This window comes from Pseudomonas sp. DSP3-2-3 (genome assembly GCF_049898225.1).
Taxonomy (GTDB): domain Bacteria; phylum Pseudomonadota; class Gammaproteobacteria; order Pseudomonadales; family Pseudomonadaceae; genus Aquipseudomonas.
On the sequence record NZ_JAFCXH010000055.1, the window covers coordinates 1 to 18971 of the forward strand.

At 58.9% G+C, this 18971-nt stretch carries 22 protein-coding genes; 13 read left to right on the forward strand and 9 right to left on the reverse strand.

The features are described 5' to 3' along the window. Positions 1-85 (forward strand): IS3 family transposase (locus tag ACP7E4_RS29630; protein ID WP_426114669.1); only part of this gene is annotated, 85 nt, incomplete at its 5' end. Positions 86-185: 100 nt separating this feature from the next. Further along, positions 186-1886, forward strand: coding sequence for an urease subunit alpha (gene ureC, locus ACP7E4_RS29635; protein ID WP_020293707.1), 1701 nt, complete (start codon positions 186-188; stop codon positions 1884-1886). Between the two features lie 41 nt (positions 1887-1927). On the opposite strand, the gene ACP7E4_RS29640 is transcribed toward ureC, so the two are convergent. Continuing rightward, a complete protein-coding gene (locus tag ACP7E4_RS29640; protein WP_426119713.1) occupies positions 1928-2275 on the reverse strand; it encodes a thioredoxin family protein in 348 nt (115 codons plus the stop codon). 39 nt (positions 2276-2314) lie between these two features. Further along, the gene (locus ACP7E4_RS29645; protein WP_426119715.1) at positions 2315-2566 is read right to left on the reverse strand and encodes a hypothetical protein; all 252 of its coding nucleotides are present in this window, start codon (positions 2564-2566) and stop codon (positions 2315-2317) included. Between the two features lie 185 nt (positions 2567-2751). Here ACP7E4_RS29645 and ACP7E4_RS29650 point away from each other — a divergent pair, with 185 nt between their 5' ends. Then, complete coding sequence (locus ACP7E4_RS29650) at positions 2752-3885, forward strand: sensor histidine kinase (protein ID WP_426119716.1); 1134 nt, start codon at positions 2752-2754, stop codon at positions 3883-3885. A gap of 126 nt (positions 3886-4011) precedes the next feature. On the opposite strand, the gene ACP7E4_RS29655 is transcribed toward ACP7E4_RS29650, so the two are convergent. Then, the gene (locus ACP7E4_RS29655; protein ID WP_426119717.1) at positions 4012-4317 is read right to left on the reverse strand and encodes a chaperone modulator CbpM; all 306 of its coding nucleotides are present in this window, start codon (positions 4315-4317) and stop codon (positions 4012-4014) included. 2 nt (positions 4318-4319) lie between these two features. Continuing rightward, a complete protein-coding gene (gene cbpA / locus ACP7E4_RS29660) occupies positions 4320-5267 on the reverse strand; it encodes a curved DNA-binding protein (protein WP_426119718.1) in 948 nt (315 codons plus the stop codon). 300 nt (positions 5268-5567) lie between these two features. Here cbpA and ACP7E4_RS29665 point away from each other — a divergent pair, with 300 nt between their 5' ends. Continuing rightward, complete coding sequence (locus tag ACP7E4_RS29665; protein WP_426119719.1) at positions 5568-6833, forward strand: Hsp70 family protein; 1266 nt, start codon at positions 5568-5570, stop codon at positions 6831-6833. 317 nt (positions 6834-7150) lie between these two features. Here the strand turns inward: ACP7E4_RS29665 and ACP7E4_RS29670 are convergent, their stop codons facing one another. From ACP7E4_RS29670 to ACP7E4_RS29685, 4 genes are all read right to left on the reverse strand, one after another. After that, positions 7151-8161 carry an AI-2E family transporter gene (locus ACP7E4_RS29670; RefSeq protein WP_426119721.1) on the reverse strand — a complete coding sequence of 337 codons (1011 nt, stop codon included), beginning with the start codon at positions 8159-8161 and terminating at the stop codon, positions 7151-7153. Positions 8162-8335: 174 nt separating this feature from the next. Beyond that, positions 8336-8620, reverse strand: coding sequence for a PsiF family protein (locus ACP7E4_RS29675; protein ID WP_426119723.1), 285 nt, complete (start codon positions 8618-8620; stop codon positions 8336-8338). 142 nt (positions 8621-8762) lie between these two features. Continuing rightward, positions 8763-9008: a hypothetical protein gene (locus ACP7E4_RS29680; RefSeq protein ID WP_426119724.1), complete on the reverse strand. Its 246-nt coding sequence runs from the start codon at positions 9006-9008 to the stop codon at positions 8763-8765. Positions 9009-9068: 60 nt separating this feature from the next. Further along, positions 9069-9959 carry an esterase/lipase family protein gene (locus tag ACP7E4_RS29685; protein ID WP_426119725.1) on the reverse strand — a complete coding sequence of 297 codons (891 nt, stop codon included), beginning with the start codon at positions 9957-9959 and terminating at the stop codon, positions 9069-9071. Between the two features lie 209 nt (positions 9960-10168). Between ACP7E4_RS29685 and osmE the strand changes: the two genes are divergently transcribed. Continuing rightward, positions 10169-10507, forward strand: coding sequence for an osmotically-inducible lipoprotein OsmE (osmE, locus tag ACP7E4_RS29690; protein WP_020293696.1), 339 nt, complete (start codon positions 10169-10171; stop codon positions 10505-10507). Between the two features lie 382 nt (positions 10508-10889). Beyond that, positions 10890-11423 carry a ferritin-like domain-containing protein gene (locus ACP7E4_RS29695; RefSeq protein ID WP_331151573.1) on the forward strand — a complete coding sequence of 178 codons (534 nt, stop codon included), beginning with the start codon at positions 10890-10892 and terminating at the stop codon, positions 11421-11423. A gap of 92 nt (positions 11424-11515) precedes the next feature. Here the strand turns inward: ACP7E4_RS29695 and ACP7E4_RS29700 are convergent, their stop codons facing one another. Continuing rightward, positions 11516-13585: an AsmA family protein gene (locus ACP7E4_RS29700; RefSeq protein WP_426119727.1), complete on the reverse strand. Its 2070-nt coding sequence runs from the start codon at positions 13583-13585 to the stop codon at positions 11516-11518. 216 nt (positions 13586-13801) lie between these two features. On the opposite strand from ACP7E4_RS29700, the gene ACP7E4_RS29705 reads away from it, so the two are divergent. The 7 genes from ACP7E4_RS29705 (at position 13802) to ACP7E4_RS29735 (ending at position 18675) form a co-directional block, all read left to right on the forward strand. After that, complete coding sequence (locus ACP7E4_RS29705; protein WP_426119729.1) at positions 13802-14020, forward strand: hypothetical protein; 219 nt, start codon at positions 13802-13804, stop codon at positions 14018-14020. 140 nt (positions 14021-14160) lie between these two features. Then, entirely contained in the window at positions 14161-14793 is a 633-nt protein-coding gene (locus tag ACP7E4_RS29710) for a TetR family transcriptional regulator (protein ID WP_426119730.1), read from the forward strand. Positions 14794-14967: 174 nt separating this feature from the next. Beyond that, on the forward strand, positions 14968-15468 hold the full coding sequence (gene ureE / locus ACP7E4_RS29715; RefSeq protein ID WP_426119731.1) for an urease accessory protein UreE: 501 nt from the start codon (positions 14968-14970) through the stop codon (positions 15466-15468). After that, positions 15465-16139, forward strand: a complete 675-nt coding sequence (locus tag ACP7E4_RS29720; protein WP_426119732.1) for an urease accessory protein UreF — start codon at positions 15465-15467, stop codon at positions 16137-16139. Before ureE ends, ACP7E4_RS29720 begins: the two co-directional genes overlap by 4 nt. Before the next feature lie 33 nt (positions 16140-16172). Next, positions 16173-16790, forward strand: a complete 618-nt coding sequence (gene ureG / locus ACP7E4_RS29725) for an urease accessory protein UreG (RefSeq protein WP_065833857.1) — start codon at positions 16173-16175, stop codon at positions 16788-16790. A gap of 26 nt (positions 16791-16816) precedes the next feature. Next, entirely contained in the window at positions 16817-17389 is a 573-nt protein-coding gene (locus ACP7E4_RS29730) for a HupE/UreJ family protein (protein WP_426119734.1), read from the forward strand. 149 nt (positions 17390-17538) lie between these two features. Further along, on the forward strand, positions 17539-18675 hold the full coding sequence (locus ACP7E4_RS29735) for an AGE family epimerase/isomerase (RefSeq protein ID WP_426119736.1): 1137 nt from the start codon (positions 17539-17541) through the stop codon (positions 18673-18675). Positions 18676-18971 lie beyond the last annotated feature (296 nt).

Genomic DNA, 18971 nt, shown 5'->3' on the forward strand with positions numbered 1-18971 from the left:
CCGTTATTACAACTATGATCGAATCAAGATGAAGCTGGGCGGGCTAAGCCCTGTAGCGTACAGGGCCCAGTCCGCGATAGCCTAATCAACAGCTGTCCAACTTTTGGGGCGCACTTCACGCACCTGTGGGAGCGAGCTTGCTCGCGAAGGGGCCAAAACAGACAACGAAGATTTAAGGAATCACTATGAAGATCAGCCGCCAAGCCTATGCCGACATGTTCGGCCCTACCGTTGGCGACCGTGTCCGGTTGGCCGATACCGAGCTGTGGATCGAGGTCGAGAAAGACTTCACCACCTATGGCGAAGAAGTGAAGTTCGGTGGCGGCAAGGTCATCCGCGATGGCATGGGCCAGGGTCAGTTGATGGCCGAAGATGTGGTCGACACGCTGATCACCAACGCGCTGATCATCGATCACTGGGGCATCGTCAAGGCCGACGTCGGCATCAAGAACGGCCGGATTGCGGCCATCGGCAAGGCGGGCAATCCGGATATCCAGCCCGACGTGACCATCGCCATCGGCGCGGCCACCGAAGTCATCGCCGGTGAAGGCATGATTCTCACCGCTGGCGGCGTCGATACGCACATTCACTTCATCTGTCCGCAGCAGATCGAAGAAGCGCTGATGAGCGGCGTCACCACCATGATCGGCGGCGGCACCGGCCCGGCGACTGGCACTAACGCCACCACCGTCACGCCCGGCCCATGGCACCTGGCGCGCATGCTGCAGGCGGCAGATTCTTTCCCGATGAACATCGGTTTCACCGGCAAGGGCAACGTCAGCCTGCCGGGACCGCTGATCGAGCAGGTCAAGGCTGGCGCCATCGGCCTGAAGCTGCATGAGGACTGGGGCACCACGCCAGCGGCCATCGACAACTGCCTGAGTGTGGCCGACGACTACGACGTGCAGGTCGCCATTCACACTGACACCCTGAACGAGTCCGGTTTTGTCGAGACCACGCTGGCGGCGTTCAAGAATCGCACGATCCACACCTATCACACCGAAGGCGCGGGCGGCGGTCATGCGCCGGACATCATCAAGGCTTGCGGCTTCCCGAACGTGCTGCCCAGCTCGACCAACCCGACCCGGCCGTTCACCCGCAACACCATCGACGAACACCTGGACATGCTGATGGTTTGCCATCACCTGGACCCGAGCATTGCCGAAGACGTAGCCTTCGCGGAAAGTCGCATTCGCCGGGAAACCATCGCCGCCGAAGACATCCTCCACGATCTGGGCGCGTTCTCGATGCTCAGTTCCGACAGCCAGGCCATGGGCCGGGTGGGCGAAGTGATCATGCGTACCTGGCAGACCGCCGACAAAATGAAGAAGCAGCGCGGCCCGCTTCCCCAGGACGGCGAAGGCAACGACAACTTCCGCGCCAAGCGTTACATCGCCAAATACACCATCAACCCGGCGATCACCCACGGCATCAGCCATGAAGTGGGCTCAATCGAAGTCGGCAAGTGGGCGGACCTGGTGCTGTGGCGCCCGGCGTTCTTTGGCGTCAAGCCAAGCCTGATTCTCAAGGGCGGCGCGATTGCGGCCAGTCTGATGGGCGATGCCAATGCGTCGATTCCGACCCCGCAGCCGGTGCATTACCGTCCGATGTTCGCCAGCTACGGCAGCTCGCTGCACGCTACCAGTCTGACGTTCATCAGTCAGGCGGCGTTCGACGCAGGCATTCCCGAGTCACTGGGCCTGAAAAAGACCATCAGCGTGGTCAAGGGCTGCCGCAACGTGCAGAAGAAAGACCTGATCCACAACGATTACCTGCCCAACATCGATGTCGATCCGCAGACGTATCAGGTCAAGGCCGATGGCGTGTTGCTGTGGTGTGAACCGGCGGATGTGTTGCCGATGGCGCAGCGCTACTTTCTGTTCTAGGCAACAACCGGGCCTTGTTTGCACAGGGCCCGATTTGTACATCAGCGACCCGACAAGAGCTTATCAATCAGCTTTTTGTAACTTTCTTCCTCAAGCAATCCTGTCGTTCTCCCGACTACATTTCCGTTCCTGAAGAAAAGCACCGTGGGCACACTTTCGACTCCATAGTTTTCAGCCGTGGCTTCACAGCTGTCCTTATGGATTCGCAACATCAGCACCTCTTCGCCAAACACCTCGGCAAGCTTGTCCAGAACCGCACCCGTTTTTGAGCTGTCATTCGGATCGCCGTGCTCATCCATTCCCGGACCGCTGAATTCGGCGACTACCAGCTTGTCCGAGTTGAAAACCACATCTTGAAAACTGTCATCATTCGCTTCGATTACGCGCATGGGTAACTCCCTCCCTGTAGTTATCGTCCTGATTGCGGTCTATTTGACGCCTGCAAGAAAGCTCGTTTTGCTGTCGAGCAACTTCAACGCTTGCAGCGAATCGTTCACGGCGTCCATCAGCCCCAGGTCCTCGGCACTGCCGGTCCCGTTAAGCACCCGGCGCAAGGCGAGGAGAAAACCCAGCTTCCCGAACGCGAGATCATCGAACTTTGCACTTTTGCTGTTTTGAATCCGTTGTGTCGCCAAGTTGATCTGTTCTTCGATAGACGCGACAAACTCTGCTTTCAACATTTTTGAATCTCCCTTTCTGATGTAACCCCCGCGTCCAAACCTACAACTGCCCGAATTCCGCGTCTACCTGTCATAAATGACAGTAGCCGGGGCGAACTAACGAAACGGCTGTTTGTCGAGCCGGACAAAGGCGGTAAGATGCGCGTCATCTCCTCCCACCGCTCCCGCAGCAAGGTACACGCGCCATGCGCCTTTCCGACTTCATCGTTGCTCACGTGGATCGCATCGTCGATGAGTGGGAAAGCTTCGCCAAGACCATAAAACCGGCTGCCGACCTGATGAGCAGTGAAGAGCTGCGCGATCATGCCAAGGCAATTCTGCTCGCGGCTTCGCGGGACATGAAGACCGCCCAGACCAAGAGCGAACAAGCCGCCAAATCCAAGGGCGAAGACCTCAATAAAACCCCAAGCCTGGATGAAGCGGCCGCCAGCCATGGTGAACTGCGGCATGTCGTGGGTTTCGATCTGGTGCAGATGACGTCCGAGTTCCGGCATTTACGCGCCAGCGTCATTCGCCTCTGGGTTGAAAGCCTGAAAGAGCCAGAGCTGGCTTATTTCACCGATATGATCCGCTTCAATGAGGCTATCGACGAAGCGCTGGCCGAATCCACCGCTGCGTATGCCGAACAAGTGGCGCGCTCGCGAGATATCTTCCTGGCGATTCTCGGCCACGACCTGCGTGCGCCGCTGCAAGCGGTGGGCATGTCCGCTGACATGCTGGAGCGCAAAGCCAAGCTGGACGCCGCATCGCAAACCTATCTGGCGCGCATCAAGAGCGGTACGCGGCATATGGGCGCGATGGTCAGTGATCTGCTGGAGTTCGTGCGCAGTCGACTGGGCGCCACCTTGCCCGTGGAACGCAAGCACATGGATCTTGCCGCCGCCTGTCGCGAAGCCATCGAAGAAGCCTGCGCCGGACAGCCCGAATGCAACCCGGTGCTGAGCGTACACGGCGATACCACGGGGCAATGGGATCAGGGGCGCATCAATCAGTTGCTGCAAAATCTGATCGGCAATGCTTTGCAGCATGGTTTGGCCAATCAGGAAATCTCCATCCGCATTACCGGTGAAGACAACAACGTGGAGTTGGTGGTGCATAACCTCGGCAACCCCATCGATGAAGGGGCTATCGGCAGCATCTTTGATCCGCTGGTGCGCCATCCCGGCGCCGAGCAAGAAGCGAAAGGCCCATCTACCAGCCTTGGCCTGGGGTTGTTCATCGTCAAGGAAGTGGTCAACGCCCATGCCGGGAGTATTACCGTTACGTCCAATGTGGATGACGGGACGACGTTTACCGTGGTGTTGCCGAAAAGCATGTGAATGCGGCCACAAATGGTGGGAGCGAGCTTGCTCGCGAAGACATTCGTCCAGTCGCCACATTAAGCGCGTAGGAAAAATCGCCTTCGCAAGCAAGCTTGCTCCCACAAGGTTTTTGCGAGCTTAGCGCTAATCCTGCAAAAACCGTCCAAGCCGCTGCTTGAGCATGCGGTTTTCCGCGCGAACCTGTTCCAGCTCGTTGAGCAGATCCAGCGCCAGGGCAACGCCTTCCCACTCCAGCTCCAGATCCCGTCGCAGTTTCGCCGCACGCCGGGCGACGATCAGCGCCTGATCGTCGAATAGCCACTCATCCGGCTTTCGGCCCTGAGGTTCGAGAATGCCGTGTTCGACGATTTCGATCACGTAGGCGGCCGGTATTTCGGTCACCTGACAGAATTGCTTCATATCCAGCTCAACGATCAGGGTGTGGCTCATGATCAGTTACTCCATTGGGCCCGCGGATCGAATGCCGCCTTTTCAGCCAGCGTCTGCCAAAGCGCCTTGGTAGCCTCGTCGGTGGACGGCGGCATGACAACCTTGATCTGCGCGTACAGATCGCCGCGCTCGCCTTGTTTATTCAGCAGGCCGTTGCCTTTAACCCGCAACCGCTGGCCGGTCTGGCTGTCGGGCCGGATGGTCAGGTTGATCTTGCCTGTCAGTGTCGGCACGGCAACCTTGGCGCCCAGCGCTGCTTCCCACGGCGCCACCGGCACAGTGATGATCAGGTCACGGCCTTCGACATCGAACTTGGGATGCGGCGCCAGTCTGATAATCAGGTATAGATCACCATTCTCACCGCCGGCAACTCCTGGAGCGCCCTGACCCTTGAGACGAATGCGCTCGCCATCGACCACGCCGGCCGGGATCTTCACGTTCAGGGTCTTGGTGATATCAGCCATGCGTTGGCCGGCAGGGTTGTACTGCGGCACCTTGAAACTGACCTGCTTGGATTCCGCCGAAAGTGTTTCTTCGAGGAAGATCGCGAGCTCCATTTCCACATCCTGTCCTCGGCGACCGGTGCTGCGCGCACGACCGCCCTGCTGCGCTCGACCACCGAAGATCGAGCTGAAAAAATCGGAGAAATCACCCGCATCGTCGCCGAAACCACCCGCTCCGGCGCCAGCACGGCTCTGCCAGCCCGGCGGTCCCTGAAACGGCCGGCCCTGCTGCCCGTACTTGCGCAGCTCATCGTACTCAGCGCGCTTTTCCGGGCTTTTCAGCACTTCGTAAGCCTCGCTGGCCTCTTTGAATTTCTCTTCCGCGCCCGCTTCTTTGCTGACGTCGGGGTGATACTTGCGCGCCAGCTTCCGGTAGGCGACCTTGATCGCTTTGTCGTCCGCAGTCGGCTCAAGCCCAAGAATCTTGTAATAGTCTTTGAAGTCCATCTAACAGTCGTCCCCGGTTATCCAGCGCAGCCTGGTGCGCTCTATTCTGCGCACAGCATCCTCGCATTTGAGGCATCTGGATCAATTAACGTCTTGATATATCGGCCGCCGAACGTGCTGACTTGATACTTGAAGCGTTCGACGGCCTGCGTAGCTGACAATTCCCTGAAGATTGGGGGTAACCGCGCATAGTTCAAGTCAGCCACGAAGATAACTGTGTATAACCGACGTTTCGCGCTACGCATCCGCGATGCACTGACATACACTGCGCGGCCGTTTTTTGACTGGAACGTAAAAGACATGAATGACCAATCCCCAGCCCGTGCCTGTGGTATTGACTTTGGCACGTCCAATTCCACGGTCGGCTGGCTGCGACCGGGCATGGAATCGCTGATTGCGCTGGAGGACGACAAAATCACCCTGCCATCGGTGGTGTTCTTCAACATGGAGGAGCGCCGTCCGGTATACGGCCGCCTCGCGCTGCACGAGTATCTGGAAGGCTACGAAGGCCGCCTGATGCGCTCACTGAAGAGTCTGCTGGGTTCCAAGCTGATCAAGCACGACACCAGCGTGCTGGGCACGGCCATGCCGTTCAAGGATTTGCTGGCGTTGTTCATCGGCGAGCTGAAAAAACGCGCCGAGGACACCGCCGGGCGCGAGTTCGAAGAAGTGGTGCTGGGCCGCCCGGTGCATTTCGTCGATGACGACATAGGCGCGGATCAGGAAGCCGAAGACACGCTGGCCGAGGTCGCGCGCAAGATTGGTTTCAAGGATGTTTCGTTTCAGTACGAGCCAATTGCCGCAGCGTTCGACTACGAGTCGACCATTACCCGCGAAGAGCTGGTACTGATCGTCGACATCGGCGGCGGTACGTCGGACTTCTCGCTGGTGCGTCTGTCGCCTGACCGTCGCTTCTATGACGACCGCCACGAAGACATTCTGGCCACCGGCGGTGTGCATATCGGCGGGACTGACTTCGACAAGCAACTGAGCATTCAGGGCGTTATGCCGCTGTTCGGCTACGGCAGCCGCATGAAAAGCCAGGCTTACATGCCCACCAGCCATCACATGAACCTCGCGACCTGGCACACCATCAACTCGGTGTACTCGCAGAAATCCCAGCTCGCATTGGGCAGCATGCGCTACGACATCGAAGACACCCAGGGCATCGATCGCCTGTTCAAGCTTATTGAGCAGCGCGCTGGCCACTGGCTGGCCATGGAAGTGGAAGAAACCAAGATCCAGCTGACCCACGCTGAAAGCCGCCATCTGCCGATGGATCGCATCGAGCCGGGCTTGAGTGTTGATCTGAGCCGGGTGATGTTCGAAGCGGCCATCGACTCGCAACTGGAGCGCGTGCGCAACAGTGTTTCGGAGTTGTTGACCAAGGCCGGTGCGCGTGTCGATCAGGTTGATACGGTGTTCTTCACCGGTGGTTCAAGCGGCATCCCCGCGCTGCGCAACAGCATCGCGGCCATGCTGCCCAACGCCCGGCACGTCGAAGGCAATATCTTCGGCAGCATCGGCAGTGGTCTGGCGATTGAGGCGAAGAAGCGCTATGGCTAGAAGTTCGGTTGGCTGAACCCTGTTGGAGCGAGGCTTGCCCGCGAAGAGGCCGGTACATTCACCGGACTCTTCGCTACTGAAACACTGCCTTCGCGGGCAAGCCTCGCTAACGGATCTACGCAGCATTCACGACAGGACGTACAGCCGATGAATTTGCGTCTACTGGAATGCCGTCTTCCCGGATAAATCCGGTCCCACAAAACCAGCGCGATCTAGTGGGACCGGCTTTAGCCGGGAAGGCGTCGGTTCAGACAATACATCTGCGGCACCTGGCGGTTGCCCTCAGACATAGAATCTCCAACGCTGTTAGCTAGTCATCAGACCAACCCTTCCTTCTGCAACTCGCTTTTCAGGTACGCGTAATAAATCGGCCCCGCCACCACGCCGGGCAGGCCGAACGCGGCTTCGAAGATTAGCATCGCCATGAGCAATTCCCACGACTTGGCATTGATCTGCCCGCCGACGATGCGGGCGTTGAGGAAATACTCGACCTTGTGGATCACGATCAGATAACCCAGCGCGGCCATCGCCACCCAAATCGACAGCGACATGCCGACGATGAAGATAAGCGTGTTGGACATCAGATTGCCGACCACCGGCAGCAGGCCGAGCAGGAAGGTCAGGATGATCAGGGTTTTGGTCAGCGGCAGGTGAATCCCGCACAGCGGCAGGACCACGGCGAGAAACACCGAAGTAAAGGCCGTGTTCAGCAGGGAAATCTTGATCTGGGCGAAGACGATATTACGAAACGCGCGGCTCAGCAGGCTCAGGCGATTGAACAACGCGGCGGCCAGCGGCTTGCGCGTGTGCACATCGGAGATCTGCTGCAAGGCAATGATCGCGCCCAGCACCATGCCGATCAGCAAGGTCACGAACATGTGCGCGGCGCCTTTGCCGAGCATCTGCAATTCGCCCACGTGCTTCTGGATCCACTCGCCCAGGGAAACACGGAACTCCGCTGCACTGGCCGGCAGATAGCTGTCGATGAACGGCGGCAGCTGGCCACGCGCCCGATCCACCAGCACCATGAACTTGTCCAGTGACGCGCCAGGATTTTCCGCTTCGTGCAGGACGAAGCTGATCGCCCCGGCGAAAATCAGCGCCAGTACGCTGACCACCAGCGTGCCGAGCAATGCCACGGCAACCCAGCGCGCACGCGGGCCGGCGATGAGCCTTTGCAGCTGAGGCGTGAGCATGTTGACCAGTTCGTAAACCAGCAACCCGGCGAGCAGACTCGGCAAGAGTTTGAACGGCAATACCATCAACAGGCCGCCGAATACCAGAATCCAGCTGGCCAACAAAATTTGTCGCGCAGAAAACGTTGGCATATAGCCTCAAAACAACGGCACAAAGAGGGAGGCAGTCTGCCAGCGTTCTGAGTCGAGGACCAGTGGTCCGAGGTCTGACGACTCATCGCTGTGATTGCGGCCGACAGCATAGTCCGCAACCACAGGATTTATCGCACTGAAATAAGCGTTTTCCCCGCGCCGGGCGCAGGAAATTTATTTCTTCTTGAGACAATCACTCATGAAGGCCTTGCGCGCATCGCCTTTGAGAGCCTGAGTGCCGGCGGTTGCGTTGCAGGTTTTCATTTTGTCTTGCTGGGTTTGAGGCGGGGAAGCCTTCAGACAGGTACTCATGAACGCTTTGCGCTCATCGCCCTTGAGCGCCTTCGCCGAAGCATCCGCGTTGCAGGTGGTCATTTTGTTTTGCTGGGCAGTGGCCGCAAAACCCTGGGCACACATCAGCAGGCTCATGAGCAATAAAGGGAAACGCAGGAATTTCATCGATCTTCTCTCCAGACTGGCGCACTGATGAGTACGTCCTGACTGGCAGTGTAGTCAACCGAGTGTGACTGCAACGGTGTCCTCCCGTGACGACGAAAGAACACCGCTGAATCAACTAAACGCATCCAGCCGAAAGCATCAATCAGGAAGCGCCTGCCGATTCCTCATTCTCGACACTGTGAATCGATACGTCGGTGATGCCCATGGCGTGGGGCATGCCGTTGCAGGACTCACTGATGTCATGCAGGTCATCTTCCAGAGTGACGTGATGCTTGAGCGCCAGCTCATGGACCACCTCAATGATCGGGACATCCAGGTCCTCGATCACATCCACATGGTGCTCACCCGCCAGGGTGTATTGGATTTCATAGAGCTCTTTGTCGCTCATCGCATCACTCCATTGCCGACCTCTTTGATCGGCAGACTACGAACCACGGCTCAAAACGAGCTAAAGACCGGCGGCCTTGAGGCGCGCGGCATGTTCAACAAACAACCCAACGGGATCAACACCCTTGCCGACCAGCCCGAAGGTCTGGTTGACGATGTCGAAATGATCGAGGGGGTAGTTATCCCCAATGACAGTACCCAGATGAGAACTGAAGCGCCCGACCATGCCATCACATTGACCTCGCTCTTTTGTGAACGTGCGAGCGAATATTCGGCAGGTTACATTTGTGCCATCAATACGATTGCCACCCCGGTCACTGACCCCTTTCTGGATAGTCCCGGACCACGAGTAATAGCGCACGCCGTTGACCAGTTCTGCGCCCTGCCCGCCCCAGGTTTGCGGCAAGCCCTGGGGATACTGGCTGTTGAACAGCGCCACGCCGTCACTGGTCAGCGAGTGGTGTGCGGCATCGACATCGGTGGGTAAACGCGTGCCGCGATAGCCGGTGTCCAGCAACGCCATGATCCACACAGTCAGCCGTATCACTGCGTTGAGGAACAGACCGCGCAAGGTTCCGGGTGGAAAATTCTTCTCCAGGAAGTCGGCCAATTCCGAGCCGTGGTTCGGGCCGGCGACGGAAGTCACCGAAGCCACCAGCTCGGGATGCTTGGCGGCGGCGTAGCGAATGGTCAGTGCGCCCTGGCTATGGCCGAACAGATTGACCTTCTCGGCCCCGGTTTCCTTGAGAATCTCCCTGATCCGCTCGATCAACTGCTCGCCCCGGACTTCAGATGAATTGACCGCCGAGACCATGACCGGAATCACCGTTGACCCGTCGCGGCGTAACGCCCGGACAATGCCGTACCAATAGGAATAAAACACCAGTCGCACAAAGCCCAGTAAACCGGGGACCAACACCAGCGGATAACGCGTCGCCTGTTTTTGCGCCATGAATAGCCTCCTCGTGCAATCGTCGGTTGAATGCTTGAACCATAGCGGCAATTGACCAAAGAGCAGGCCCAGACTGGCGCGGCTATATGACAGGCAGTCATTTGCAGTGAGTAATGCCTGAAGGCCATCAAATAATCGAACTCTCGACCGCATCGACCGCTCAAAGCTGCAACGGGCCAACAATGGCTCAGTCATCTGGAGTGACTTTCATGTTCAAGAAGAGCCTGGCGGCAATGTTTGTACTGGCAGCAGTGACCGGTTGCGCCAATACAACGCCGCAAAACCCTGTGGATTTCGTGACCTATCGCGACCAGCCGCTGGTTAAGCAAGTCGAAAACGGCATGACGCAAACTCAGGTCCTGACCATCGGCGGTACGCCATCCACACGCGTGCAACGTAAGGTTCATCCCGGTATGTGCAACAACTACGTGCTCAACAAAGACGGGCATGAGCAAGTGTTCCACGTCAGCTTCGACGCCAACGGCCGTGTCGATAACAAAGGTTTCATGACCTGCGAACAACGCGAAGCCAACGAACGCGCGATGTGATCTGACAGGCAGAAACGAAAAAGCCCGACTGCGTAAGCGTCGGGCTTTTTCTGGCGTAGCGTTTGGTGGCGCGCTTAGAAAACCAGCTTGAACAAGGCGATAACCACGACCAGGCCAATCAGAAAGATGATACCGATGGTGCTGCCCAGGAACTTAAGCATTGTGAATCTCCAGTAATTTTTCGTCTCAAAACTGGGACCGCAGCGCGTCACGCTCGTTTCGTTAATATTTGCCAATTGCCCTGATAGTTTTTGGCATAAAACTTTTTCCACCACGGGCGACTCACAACCTATGACCGATCCTGCCGGGCGTCAGCAACCGCTTAACCCACTGACGCATCAAGAGCGAGACGGATAACCGGATTAGCCTTTGGAGATTCAAGATGAACGATTCACAGCAATTATCTGATGTCAGCACCCTGCGCCAGCGCGCCCGCTTGAACGTCGAGAACGGCGCCGTGACCGAAGGCTACAGCGCCGACCGGGAAACCGTGCTGCGTCTGCTCAACGAGTCACTGGCCACCGAGCTGGTCTGCGTCCTGCGCTACAAACGCCATTACTACATGGCCACCGGCCTGAAAGCCTCTACCGCCGCGGCCGAGTTTCTGGAGCACGCCGAACAGGAAGCCGAACACGCCGACCTGCTCGCTGAACGCATTGTGCAACTGGGCGGTGAGCCGGAGTTCAACCCGGACCTGCTGTCGAAGAATTCCCACGCACAGTACGTAGCCGGTAATACGCTCAAGGAAATGGTCTACGAAGACCTGGTGGCCGAACGTATCGCCATCGACAGCTATCGCGAAATCATTCAATACATCGGCGAACAGGATCCGACCACACGTCGCATCTTCGAAACCATCCTTGCTCAGGAAGAAGAGCACGCCGATGACATGGCGGATATTTTGAAGGATCTGTAATTCCGCAACCCGTTATGCGCAATCCGTAGGGTCGGCTTCAGCCGGGAGGACGTTCTCCCGGCTGAAGCCGGCCCTACGGATTCGTTCAGTCCTCACTGCACCGTCTTCGGCGCCTTGCCTGCGCGCATCTGCTCCAGCAACGGCGTGCATTGGTTGGGTACGTCGCCGCTGCTCGGTGCGACCAGCGCCAGCAAACCTGCCGCAGGCCCTATCGCCGCGCCCAGCAGCACCATGCCAGCACCACGCAGCAACAGCGGGCCGGTTTGTACGCCAGCGCTTGGTTTGGCGAACGGGCCGCGCACGTACAACGGCGAACGCAGCGAGAAGACCCGGAAACCCTTGGATTCCGGCTTGATTGCCAGGTCCAGTTGCTCGGTCTTGAAGTTCGCCGTGCCGTCGATGTAGATGATTGCGTTCTCGGTATCGAATACAGACAGCCGCGTGCTCAGCAGACCGTCCTTGATGCCCATGTCCGAAGCCGCGCAATTGATCTTCACGTCCTTGTCGCCGAACAGGCGGCCCACCACGTAATTACCCACGTTGAGCCCGGCGATTTCCATCAGGCTGCGGCTGATGGCGCCGTCGTTGACCAGCATCTTCAGATCACCGTTGGCGCTGCCCAGCAACGCTGCGATGGAATTGCCCCGACCGCCGATATCCGCATCGCCGTTCAGCTCACCGAAACTGGTTTTCATCGGTTCAAAGGTCGGGAACAGCTGCTTGAGTTTGAGTTTTCGCGCCGAGATTTTCGCCCGGCCTTGCAATGGCTGATTCCGGCCATCAAGGCGCACATCCGCGTCCAGCTTGCCGCCCGCGACGCCGAAACGCAGGGGTTGCAGGCTGAGCTGGCCGTCGTCGAGGACGACATGAGTATAAAGATCGGAAAACGGCAACTCCGGGCTCTGCACAATTTTCTTGCCGGTGAACTCGACGTCGGCGTCCATGGCGCGCCAGCGATCCGTCTGGAATTCCTCGACGGGCAGTACTTTGCCTGTCGGCTGCTTGCTGTCGCCGCCGCGTTTTTTCTGCGCGGCGTTGGAATCCGCACCAATCAGTGGCGCCAGGTCGGTGAACAGCAATTGATTGGAAACCAGCGCGCCGGTCAGTTTAGGCCGCGGCTGGCTGGCAACGAAGCCGAGATCGCCATGAATATCGCTGTTGCCGATCTTGCCGTTGAAGCCTTCGTAGCGGAAGTTCGCCCCCGCCGGGTCGTGCAATTTGGCGATCAGATGACCGTCGGTGGCGTATGCCGGCGAATCGGGCAAGGTCACACCGGTCAGCGGATACAGATTGCCGAGGCTGCTGCCGGACAGTTTCAGGCGCAGATCCAGCGCACCGAGATTCTGCGGATCAGTCAAGGTGCCGGCCACCACCGCGTGAGTGTCGCCAATCTGCACGTCGGCCTGCACCGGGAACGGTTGCGCGGCATCCTTGAGCGCCAGCAGGCCACCGACTTTGCCGGTGCCGTTGAGTTTCTGGCCGTGATACTGGCCTTTGTAGCTGAGGCCGAACGCGTAATCCTGCGGCGTTATGCCTTTGTCTTTGGCCTTTTTCGCTTCGCCGCTGCCGACGATGTCGCTGAACGGAATCGGCTTGCCCAGCGGATCGATGACCACATCCACTTGCGTCTTCAAGGTCTGATCGTTGAGGCTGACCAGGCCCTTGTCGAACTTGATCGCGCCGATATCCAGCACCCAATTCGAGGGTTCCGCGTTCGGGTCGGACTTGGGCAGGTCGAACGTCCAGTTGGCGCGACCATCGGCCAGGCGCTCAAGCTTCGCATCCGGCCCGGTCAGGTCGATACGCGGGATCACCACGTTTTGCCAAAGCAGCGGCAACGGCGCCAGACGAAATTCGACGCGCTTCAAGGTAGCCATTTGCGGGCTTTTTGACCATTCCGGGTTGCCGAGGCTCAGGTCTTCAGCAACGAAATGTGGCCAGGGCACCCACGCGCGCCAACCACCCTGCTCCGGCTCACGCCCCCACAGCACGGCCAGATTGCCGTTGATGGCGAATGGACGGTGCAGCGCTTCACTGACTTTTTCGTTGAGGGTCGGTTTGATGCGGTTCCAGTCGAACGTGGCGATCACAATGACCAAAACAGCCAGGACCAATATCAGGACAACACCGGTCCAGGCGAAAACTTTACGACTGCGCGTCATTGCACGACTCTCCAGATGACAACCACCCTCGCGGGCGCATTGCGTACGACTTTGCTGTTCGACTGATAAAAGCCGTGAGGGTTTGATTCGGTTCTGCAAAAAGCAGCTTCAGTGAGCTGAATCATTTTTAATGATTACTACCATTAGCCGTATGAAGTTCTCTCTGGACTACCGGGGCGGCATATTAGCGCCGTACCCAACCCGAGACACCTCATCATGAAACGCCAACTGTTGCTCACCCTGACCTTTTCGCTTCTGGCTGCCAGTGCTTTTGCCATGCCGGCCGCCGAGCAACCCGTGTCCGGTGAAGCGAAGATGGAATCCCAGTCTGTACACAAGACCGTGGTGCAGGACACTCCGCGCCTGATTCAGCAGTACCAGCGCGTTGCCGAACACGGCCCCGAACGCCTGGTCCAGCAGTATCAGCGGGTTTGAATCCTGAAAACCTTGGTGGCTGATCGATTGCATTCGGGGACAAGTCCCCTCCTACCGATCTTTATTGAATTGGCATTCACGCCTTATCAGCGCATTTGTTAAAGTGCCGAACCGTCCCTTTGCAGAATTCAGCACGCCCCATGTTGCCCCGCGCCGAACAGAAACAACAAACCCGACACGCCCTGCTCGACGCCGCGCGCAGCCTGATGGAAAGCGGCCGCGGATTCGGCAGCCTGAGCCTGCGGGAAGTCGCACGCACGGCCGGCATCGTGCCCACCGGGTTCTATCGGCATTTCGACGACATGGATCAACTGGGCCTGGCGCTGGTCAGCGAAGTCGGCCAGACCTTTCGGGAAACCATCCGTTTGGTGCGGCACAACGAAATGGTCCTGGGCGGCATCATTGATGCGTCCGTGCGAATCTTCCTCGACGTCGTCGCCTCCAAACCCTCGCAGTTTCTGTTTCTGGCGCGTGAACAATACGGCGGCTCGCAGCTGGTTCGTCAGGCCCTGGGCGCACTGCGCGAAGGCATCAGCGCCGACCTCGCGGCGGATCTCGGCAAAATGCCCAAATGGCAGCATCTGGACCCGGCTTCTTTGTCAGTGATTTCCGATCTGGTGGTCAAAAGCGTTTTCGCCATGCTGCCAGAGCTCATCGACCCGCCAGCCGCAACCCTGGCGCCGCACTTGACCCCGCAAGCCAAAATCACTCAGCAACTGCGCTTTATCTTTATTGGTGCACGTCACTGGAAAGGGTTGGGGAGTACGGAGTGAAATCTGTATGACGCACCATTAATGACCCTCTTTGAAATCACGCACCAAAAAGCATCACAAAAACCGCTCCCGCCTGAATAACGCCTCCTGTCTGTAAGCAATTTCCCACGTCATGCACTGTTGGCAAGCCCCTTGCTCTGCTTTGAAGCATCCTAATTAGCGGGAAGCTTCCTGATGCTGGTGATTCATCGCAGAATCGAACCTCAAGCCGAATGGGCCGCAGAGCTGCATTTGAATTTTGAAGCGCGCAGCAAAAGCCGGCTGCGTTGTTTCAGTGCCGAAGGTGAAGATGTCGGGTTGTTCCTTGAGCGCGGACAACCGCCGTTGCGTGATGGCGAGTGCCTGCAAGCCGAAGACGGCCGCATCGTTCGTGTCTGCGCGCGCCCGGAACAACTGATGCACGTGACCTGCAGCAACGCCTTCGAGCTGACCCGCGCGGCTTACCATTTGGGTAACCGTCACGTGGCGCTGCAAGTCGGTGACGGCTGGCTGCGGCTGCTGGACGACTACGTGCTCAAGGCGATGCTCGATCAATTGGGCGCCACTACTGAATCCATCGAAGCGCCGTTCTCGCCAGAACACGGCGCTTACGGCGGTGGTCATCACCACTCCCGCGCTGGTGAAGAAGACTTCAACTATCCACCGCGCCTGCACCAATTTGGCGTGCGCACGTGAACAGCGCCTGGGCGCTGCTGCGTCTGGCCAGTCCGCAATTGCCGATTGGCGGCTACAGCTATTCCCAAGGCCTGGAAATGGCCGTGGAGCAGACGCGGGTCAAGGATTCCCCCAGCGCTCGTCGCTGGATCGGCGACCAATTGCTGCTCAACCTCGCCCGCTTCGAAGCGCCGCTGCTGCTGGCGCATTGCAACGCTGCCGCTGCGGACGACTGGTGCCAGTTGCTGCAATTGGGCCACGAACATCGCGCCAGCCGGGAAACCCGCGAGCTGCATCAGGAAAGCCGGCAGATGGGCTACTCCTTGCAGCAATTGCTCAACGGTTTGCCCGAGCTGGACCCGCCCGCCCGCAAATTTCTTGAACAGACTGAAGAGCCGCATCTGGCCCTGGGTTGGGCGCTGGCTGCGCGCGCCTGGCAGATCAGCCCGCAAGATGCGCTGGCCGCCTGGCTCTGGAGCTGGCTGGAGAACCAATTGGCGGTGCTGATGAAGACCTTGCCGCTGGGCCAGCAAGCCGCACAGCGCCTGACCAGCGAGTTGCTGCCTCTGCTGCAACAGGCACAACAACACGCAACCGAAGTTGATTTGCAGCACATCGGCAGTGCGCCGTTTGGCGTGGCGCTGGCGAGCATGGCCCACGAACGCCAATACAGCCGACTGTTTCGGTCCTGAATTTTTATGCAATCGAGCTCAACGGAGAACTCAATGAACAGCCAACCTCTGCGCGTCGGCATCGGTGGCCCGGTCGGGTCCGGCAAGACTGCCCTGACTCTGGCGTTGTGCCTGGCCTTGCGCGAGCGCTACAACCTGGCGGTGGTCACCAACGATATTTACACCCGCGAAGATGCTGACTTTCTGGTGCGCAATGAAGCGCTGGCGCCCGAGCGGATCATCGGCGTGGAAACCGGCGGTTGCCCGCACACAGCCATTCGCGAAGACGCCTCGATCAATCTGGAAGCAGTGGATCAGCTGAACCGACGCTTTCCGGGGCTGGATCTGATCATCGTCGAATCCGGTGGCGACAACCTTTCGGCAACGTTCAGCCCGGAGCTGTCGGACCTGACCATTTACGTGATTGACGTGTCGGCCGGCGACAAGCTGCCGCGCAAGGGCGGCCCCGGCATCTGCAAATCCGACCTGCTGGTGATCAACAAGATCGACCTCGCGCCGCTGGTGGGCGCGTCGCTGGAGATGATGGATCGCGACACGAAAAAAATGCGCGGAGAAAAGCCGTTCGTCTTCAGCAACCAGAAAACCGGCGTGGGTCTGGAACAGATCATTGCCTTTATCGAGCGCCAGGGTCTGCTGACCGAAGCCGCGTGAATCCACCTCATCAAGGAAGCCTTTCAATGAATTACACAAAAGCCTTCGGCGCTCTCGCCCTGTTGCTGGTTCCGGCCCTGGCCTTCGCTCACCCCGGGCATGGCGATAACGGCCTGGTCGCGGGCATCAGCCACCCCATCGGCGGCCTGGATCACTTGCTGGCGATGATTGCCGTAGGTTTGTGGGCGGCGCAGCAAAAAGGCGCGGCACGTTGGGCACTGCCCTGCACCTTCGTCGGCACGATGCTGATCGGCGGCTTGCTGGGCTTCGAAGGTCTGAACCTGCCAGCGCTGGAAAGCGGGATTGCCGCATCGGTATTGGCGCTGGGCCTGGCCGTGGCGCTGGCGGTGCGTCCGCCTTTGTTCATGGCTGTTGGCGCCACTGCGTTGTTCGCGCTGTTCCACGGCGTCGCGCACGGCCTTGAGCTGCCGGAAATGTCCAGCCCTTGGGCCTACGCAGCCGGATTTGTGGCTGCCACCGCTGCGCTGCACGCCGCCGGTTACGCTGCCGTGCGTTTCCTGCCGACCGCAGCTGCGCCGTTGGTGCGGATTGCCGGGGCAATTTCGGCAGCTGCGGGCGTGTGGTTGCTGGCTGCCTGAGCCATCGCCTTCGCGAGCAAGCTCGCTCCCACGGAATCGCATTGGATCCTGTGGGAGCGAGCTTGCTCGCGAATGACTCGACGCGGTGCATCAGATACTCCCCGCCTGCTACCATGTCGCGCAATTCGCCCTTGCCGTGACGCCAGCCGATGCCCGATGTTTCCAGCTCCGCCTCCTACTCCGACTCGAACACGGTTTTCGCCGCCCTTGAGGAGCATTTCCTGCGCGTGATCGTGCCGCTCTGGCTGGGTCCGGGCTGGAATGCAGATCTGGCGTTGCCCTACGAAGCCGTGGACGCCGGGCATCGCCCATTGCCGCCGCAGCGTTATCGAGCCATGGCCTGCGCGCGACAGCTGTTCCTGTTTTCCAGCCTGATCGATCATCCGTCGGTACCTGAAGCTGCGGGTCGTGCTGCGGCGTTGTTTCGCTCGCTGCAGAGTCATTTCCACGATGCCGAACATGGCGGCTGGTTCTACAGCATCGACCCGCAAGGCGCGCCGCTGGACCGTCGCAAGGATCTCTACACCCACGCCTTCATCATTTTTGCCTGCGCGCATTATTGGGCCAAGGTCCGCGAGCCGCTGGTGGAATCAGTCTTCAATGCTGCACTGACGGTTGTCGCAGAGCGTTTTGCCGACGGCACCGGGCTGTATGAAGCGATGCTTGGCGAAGACTGGTCGTCGCTGAACACCGGCCCGTTGCAAAATCCGCTCATGCACCTGGCTGAAGCCTTCCTGGCGACCCTTTCGGTACGTGAAGACGCAGCCACCATCGGTGCGCTGGATGATCTGGTGCGCGGCATGCAGGAGCGCTTTGTGGATAACGCCCACGGGGTGATGCTGGAAAAACCGCTGGGTGCTGTGGATAACTGGTACGAGCCCGGCCATCAATTCGAATGGTTCTTCTTGCTGGATTCTTCGTCACGTCTGCGTGGCAGCCCGCTGCACACTTCACTGACCCAGGCGTTCGCCCATGCCGAGGCGCAAGGCGTCGATCCGCAGACTGGCGCGGTAGTGGCGATGCTCGAAGTGGACGGCAAGGTGCGCGACGGCACCCAGCGCATCTGGGCGCAAGCGGAATACCTGCGGGCACTGGCGTTACGACCTGACAGTGAAGCGGCGTTAGGTCGTGAGTTGCGCGCACTGCAAACACGCTTTCTGCATGCCAGCGGCTGGAATGAATGCCTGGACAGCGCCGGCCAGGTCAGCCGCAGCGATATGCCGTCGACCACGCCGTATCATCTGGCGACCTGCTATATCGGGCTGGCGGAGTATTTTCGCGGCTGATTGAAACGAACGAATCACAACCTGTGGGAGCAAGCTCGCTTGCGAAGGCAGTGTTCCAGCTCAAAAAAATTTACCGGCTGTACCGCCCCCTTCGCGAGCAAGCTCGCTCCCACCAGGCTCGCTCCTATGTATGGACTCGCCCACACTTTCAACCTGCTTTTGAACACTGCTACCCGGTGCATCTATGTATAAGGCCTATTCGAGGAAGCATCATCGGCTTCTGGCCAACATTGGGTGAGCTCGCGGTATGCCGATTACGTTAAGGCCTCAAAGGGCCAGTAGGAGCGCAGGCATCT

Excerpts from the sequence above, each read along its gene's own strand:
- ACP7E4_RS29650 (WP_426119716.1), top strand. The coding sequence starts at position 2,752 with ATGCGCCTTTCCGACTTCATCGTTGCTCACGTGGATCGCATCGTCGAT.
- cbpA (WP_426119718.1), bottom strand. The coding sequence starts at position 5,267 with ATGGACTTCAAAGACTATTACAAGATTCTTGGGCTTGAGCCGACTGCG.
- ACP7E4_RS29680 (WP_426119724.1), bottom strand. The coding sequence starts at position 9,008 with ATGAGCGACAAAGAGCTCTATGAAATCCAATACACCCTGGCGGGTGAG.
- ACP7E4_RS29655 (WP_426119717.1), bottom strand. The coding sequence starts at position 4,317 with ATGAGCCACACCCTGATCGTTGAGCTGGATATGAAGCAATTCTGTCAG.
- ureE (WP_426119731.1), top strand. The coding sequence starts at position 14,968 with ATGCTGGTGATTCATCGCAGAATCGAACCTCAAGCCGAATGGGCCGCA.
- ACP7E4_RS29670 (WP_426119721.1), bottom strand. The coding sequence starts at position 8,161 with ATGCCAACGTTTTCTGCGCGACAAATTTTGTTGGCCAGCTGGATTCTG.
- ACP7E4_RS29665 (WP_426119719.1), top strand. The coding sequence starts at position 5,568 with ATGAATGACCAATCCCCAGCCCGTGCCTGTGGTATTGACTTTGGCACG.
- ACP7E4_RS29730 (WP_426119734.1), top strand. The coding sequence starts at position 16,817 with ATGAATTACACAAAAGCCTTCGGCGCTCTCGCCCTGTTGCTGGTTCCG.
- osmE (WP_020293696.1), top strand. The coding sequence starts at position 10,169 with ATGTTCAAGAAGAGCCTGGCGGCAATGTTTGTACTGGCAGCAGTGACC.
- ACP7E4_RS29735 (WP_426119736.1), top strand. The coding sequence starts at position 17,539 with ATGCCCGATGTTTCCAGCTCCGCCTCCTACTCCGACTCGAACACGGTT.
- ACP7E4_RS29700 (WP_426119727.1), bottom strand. The coding sequence starts at position 13,585 with ATGACGCGCAGTCGTAAAGTTTTCGCCTGGACCGGTGTTGTCCTGATA.
- ACP7E4_RS29705 (WP_426119729.1), top strand. The coding sequence starts at position 13,802 with ATGAAACGCCAACTGTTGCTCACCCTGACCTTTTCGCTTCTGGCTGCC.
- ACP7E4_RS29675 (WP_426119723.1), bottom strand. The coding sequence starts at position 8,620 with ATGAAATTCCTGCGTTTCCCTTTATTGCTCATGAGCCTGCTGATGTGT.
- ureG (WP_065833857.1), top strand. The coding sequence starts at position 16,173 with ATGAACAGCCAACCTCTGCGCGTCGGCATCGGTGGCCCGGTCGGGTCC.
- ACP7E4_RS29695 (WP_331151573.1), top strand. The coding sequence starts at position 10,890 with ATGAACGATTCACAGCAATTATCTGATGTCAGCACCCTGCGCCAGCGC.
- ACP7E4_RS29640 (WP_426119713.1), bottom strand. The coding sequence starts at position 2,275 with ATGCGCGTAATCGAAGCGAATGATGACAGTTTTCAAGATGTGGTTTTC.
- ACP7E4_RS29685 (WP_426119725.1), bottom strand. The coding sequence starts at position 9,959 with ATGGCGCAAAAACAGGCGACGCGTTATCCGCTGGTGTTGGTCCCCGGT.
- ureC (WP_020293707.1), top strand. The coding sequence starts at position 186 with ATGAAGATCAGCCGCCAAGCCTATGCCGACATGTTCGGCCCTACCGTT.
- ACP7E4_RS29710 (WP_426119730.1), top strand. The coding sequence starts at position 14,161 with ATGTTGCCCCGCGCCGAACAGAAACAACAAACCCGACACGCCCTGCTC.
- ACP7E4_RS29645 (WP_426119715.1), bottom strand. The coding sequence starts at position 2,566 with ATGTTGAAAGCAGAGTTTGTCGCGTCTATCGAAGAACAGATCAACTTG.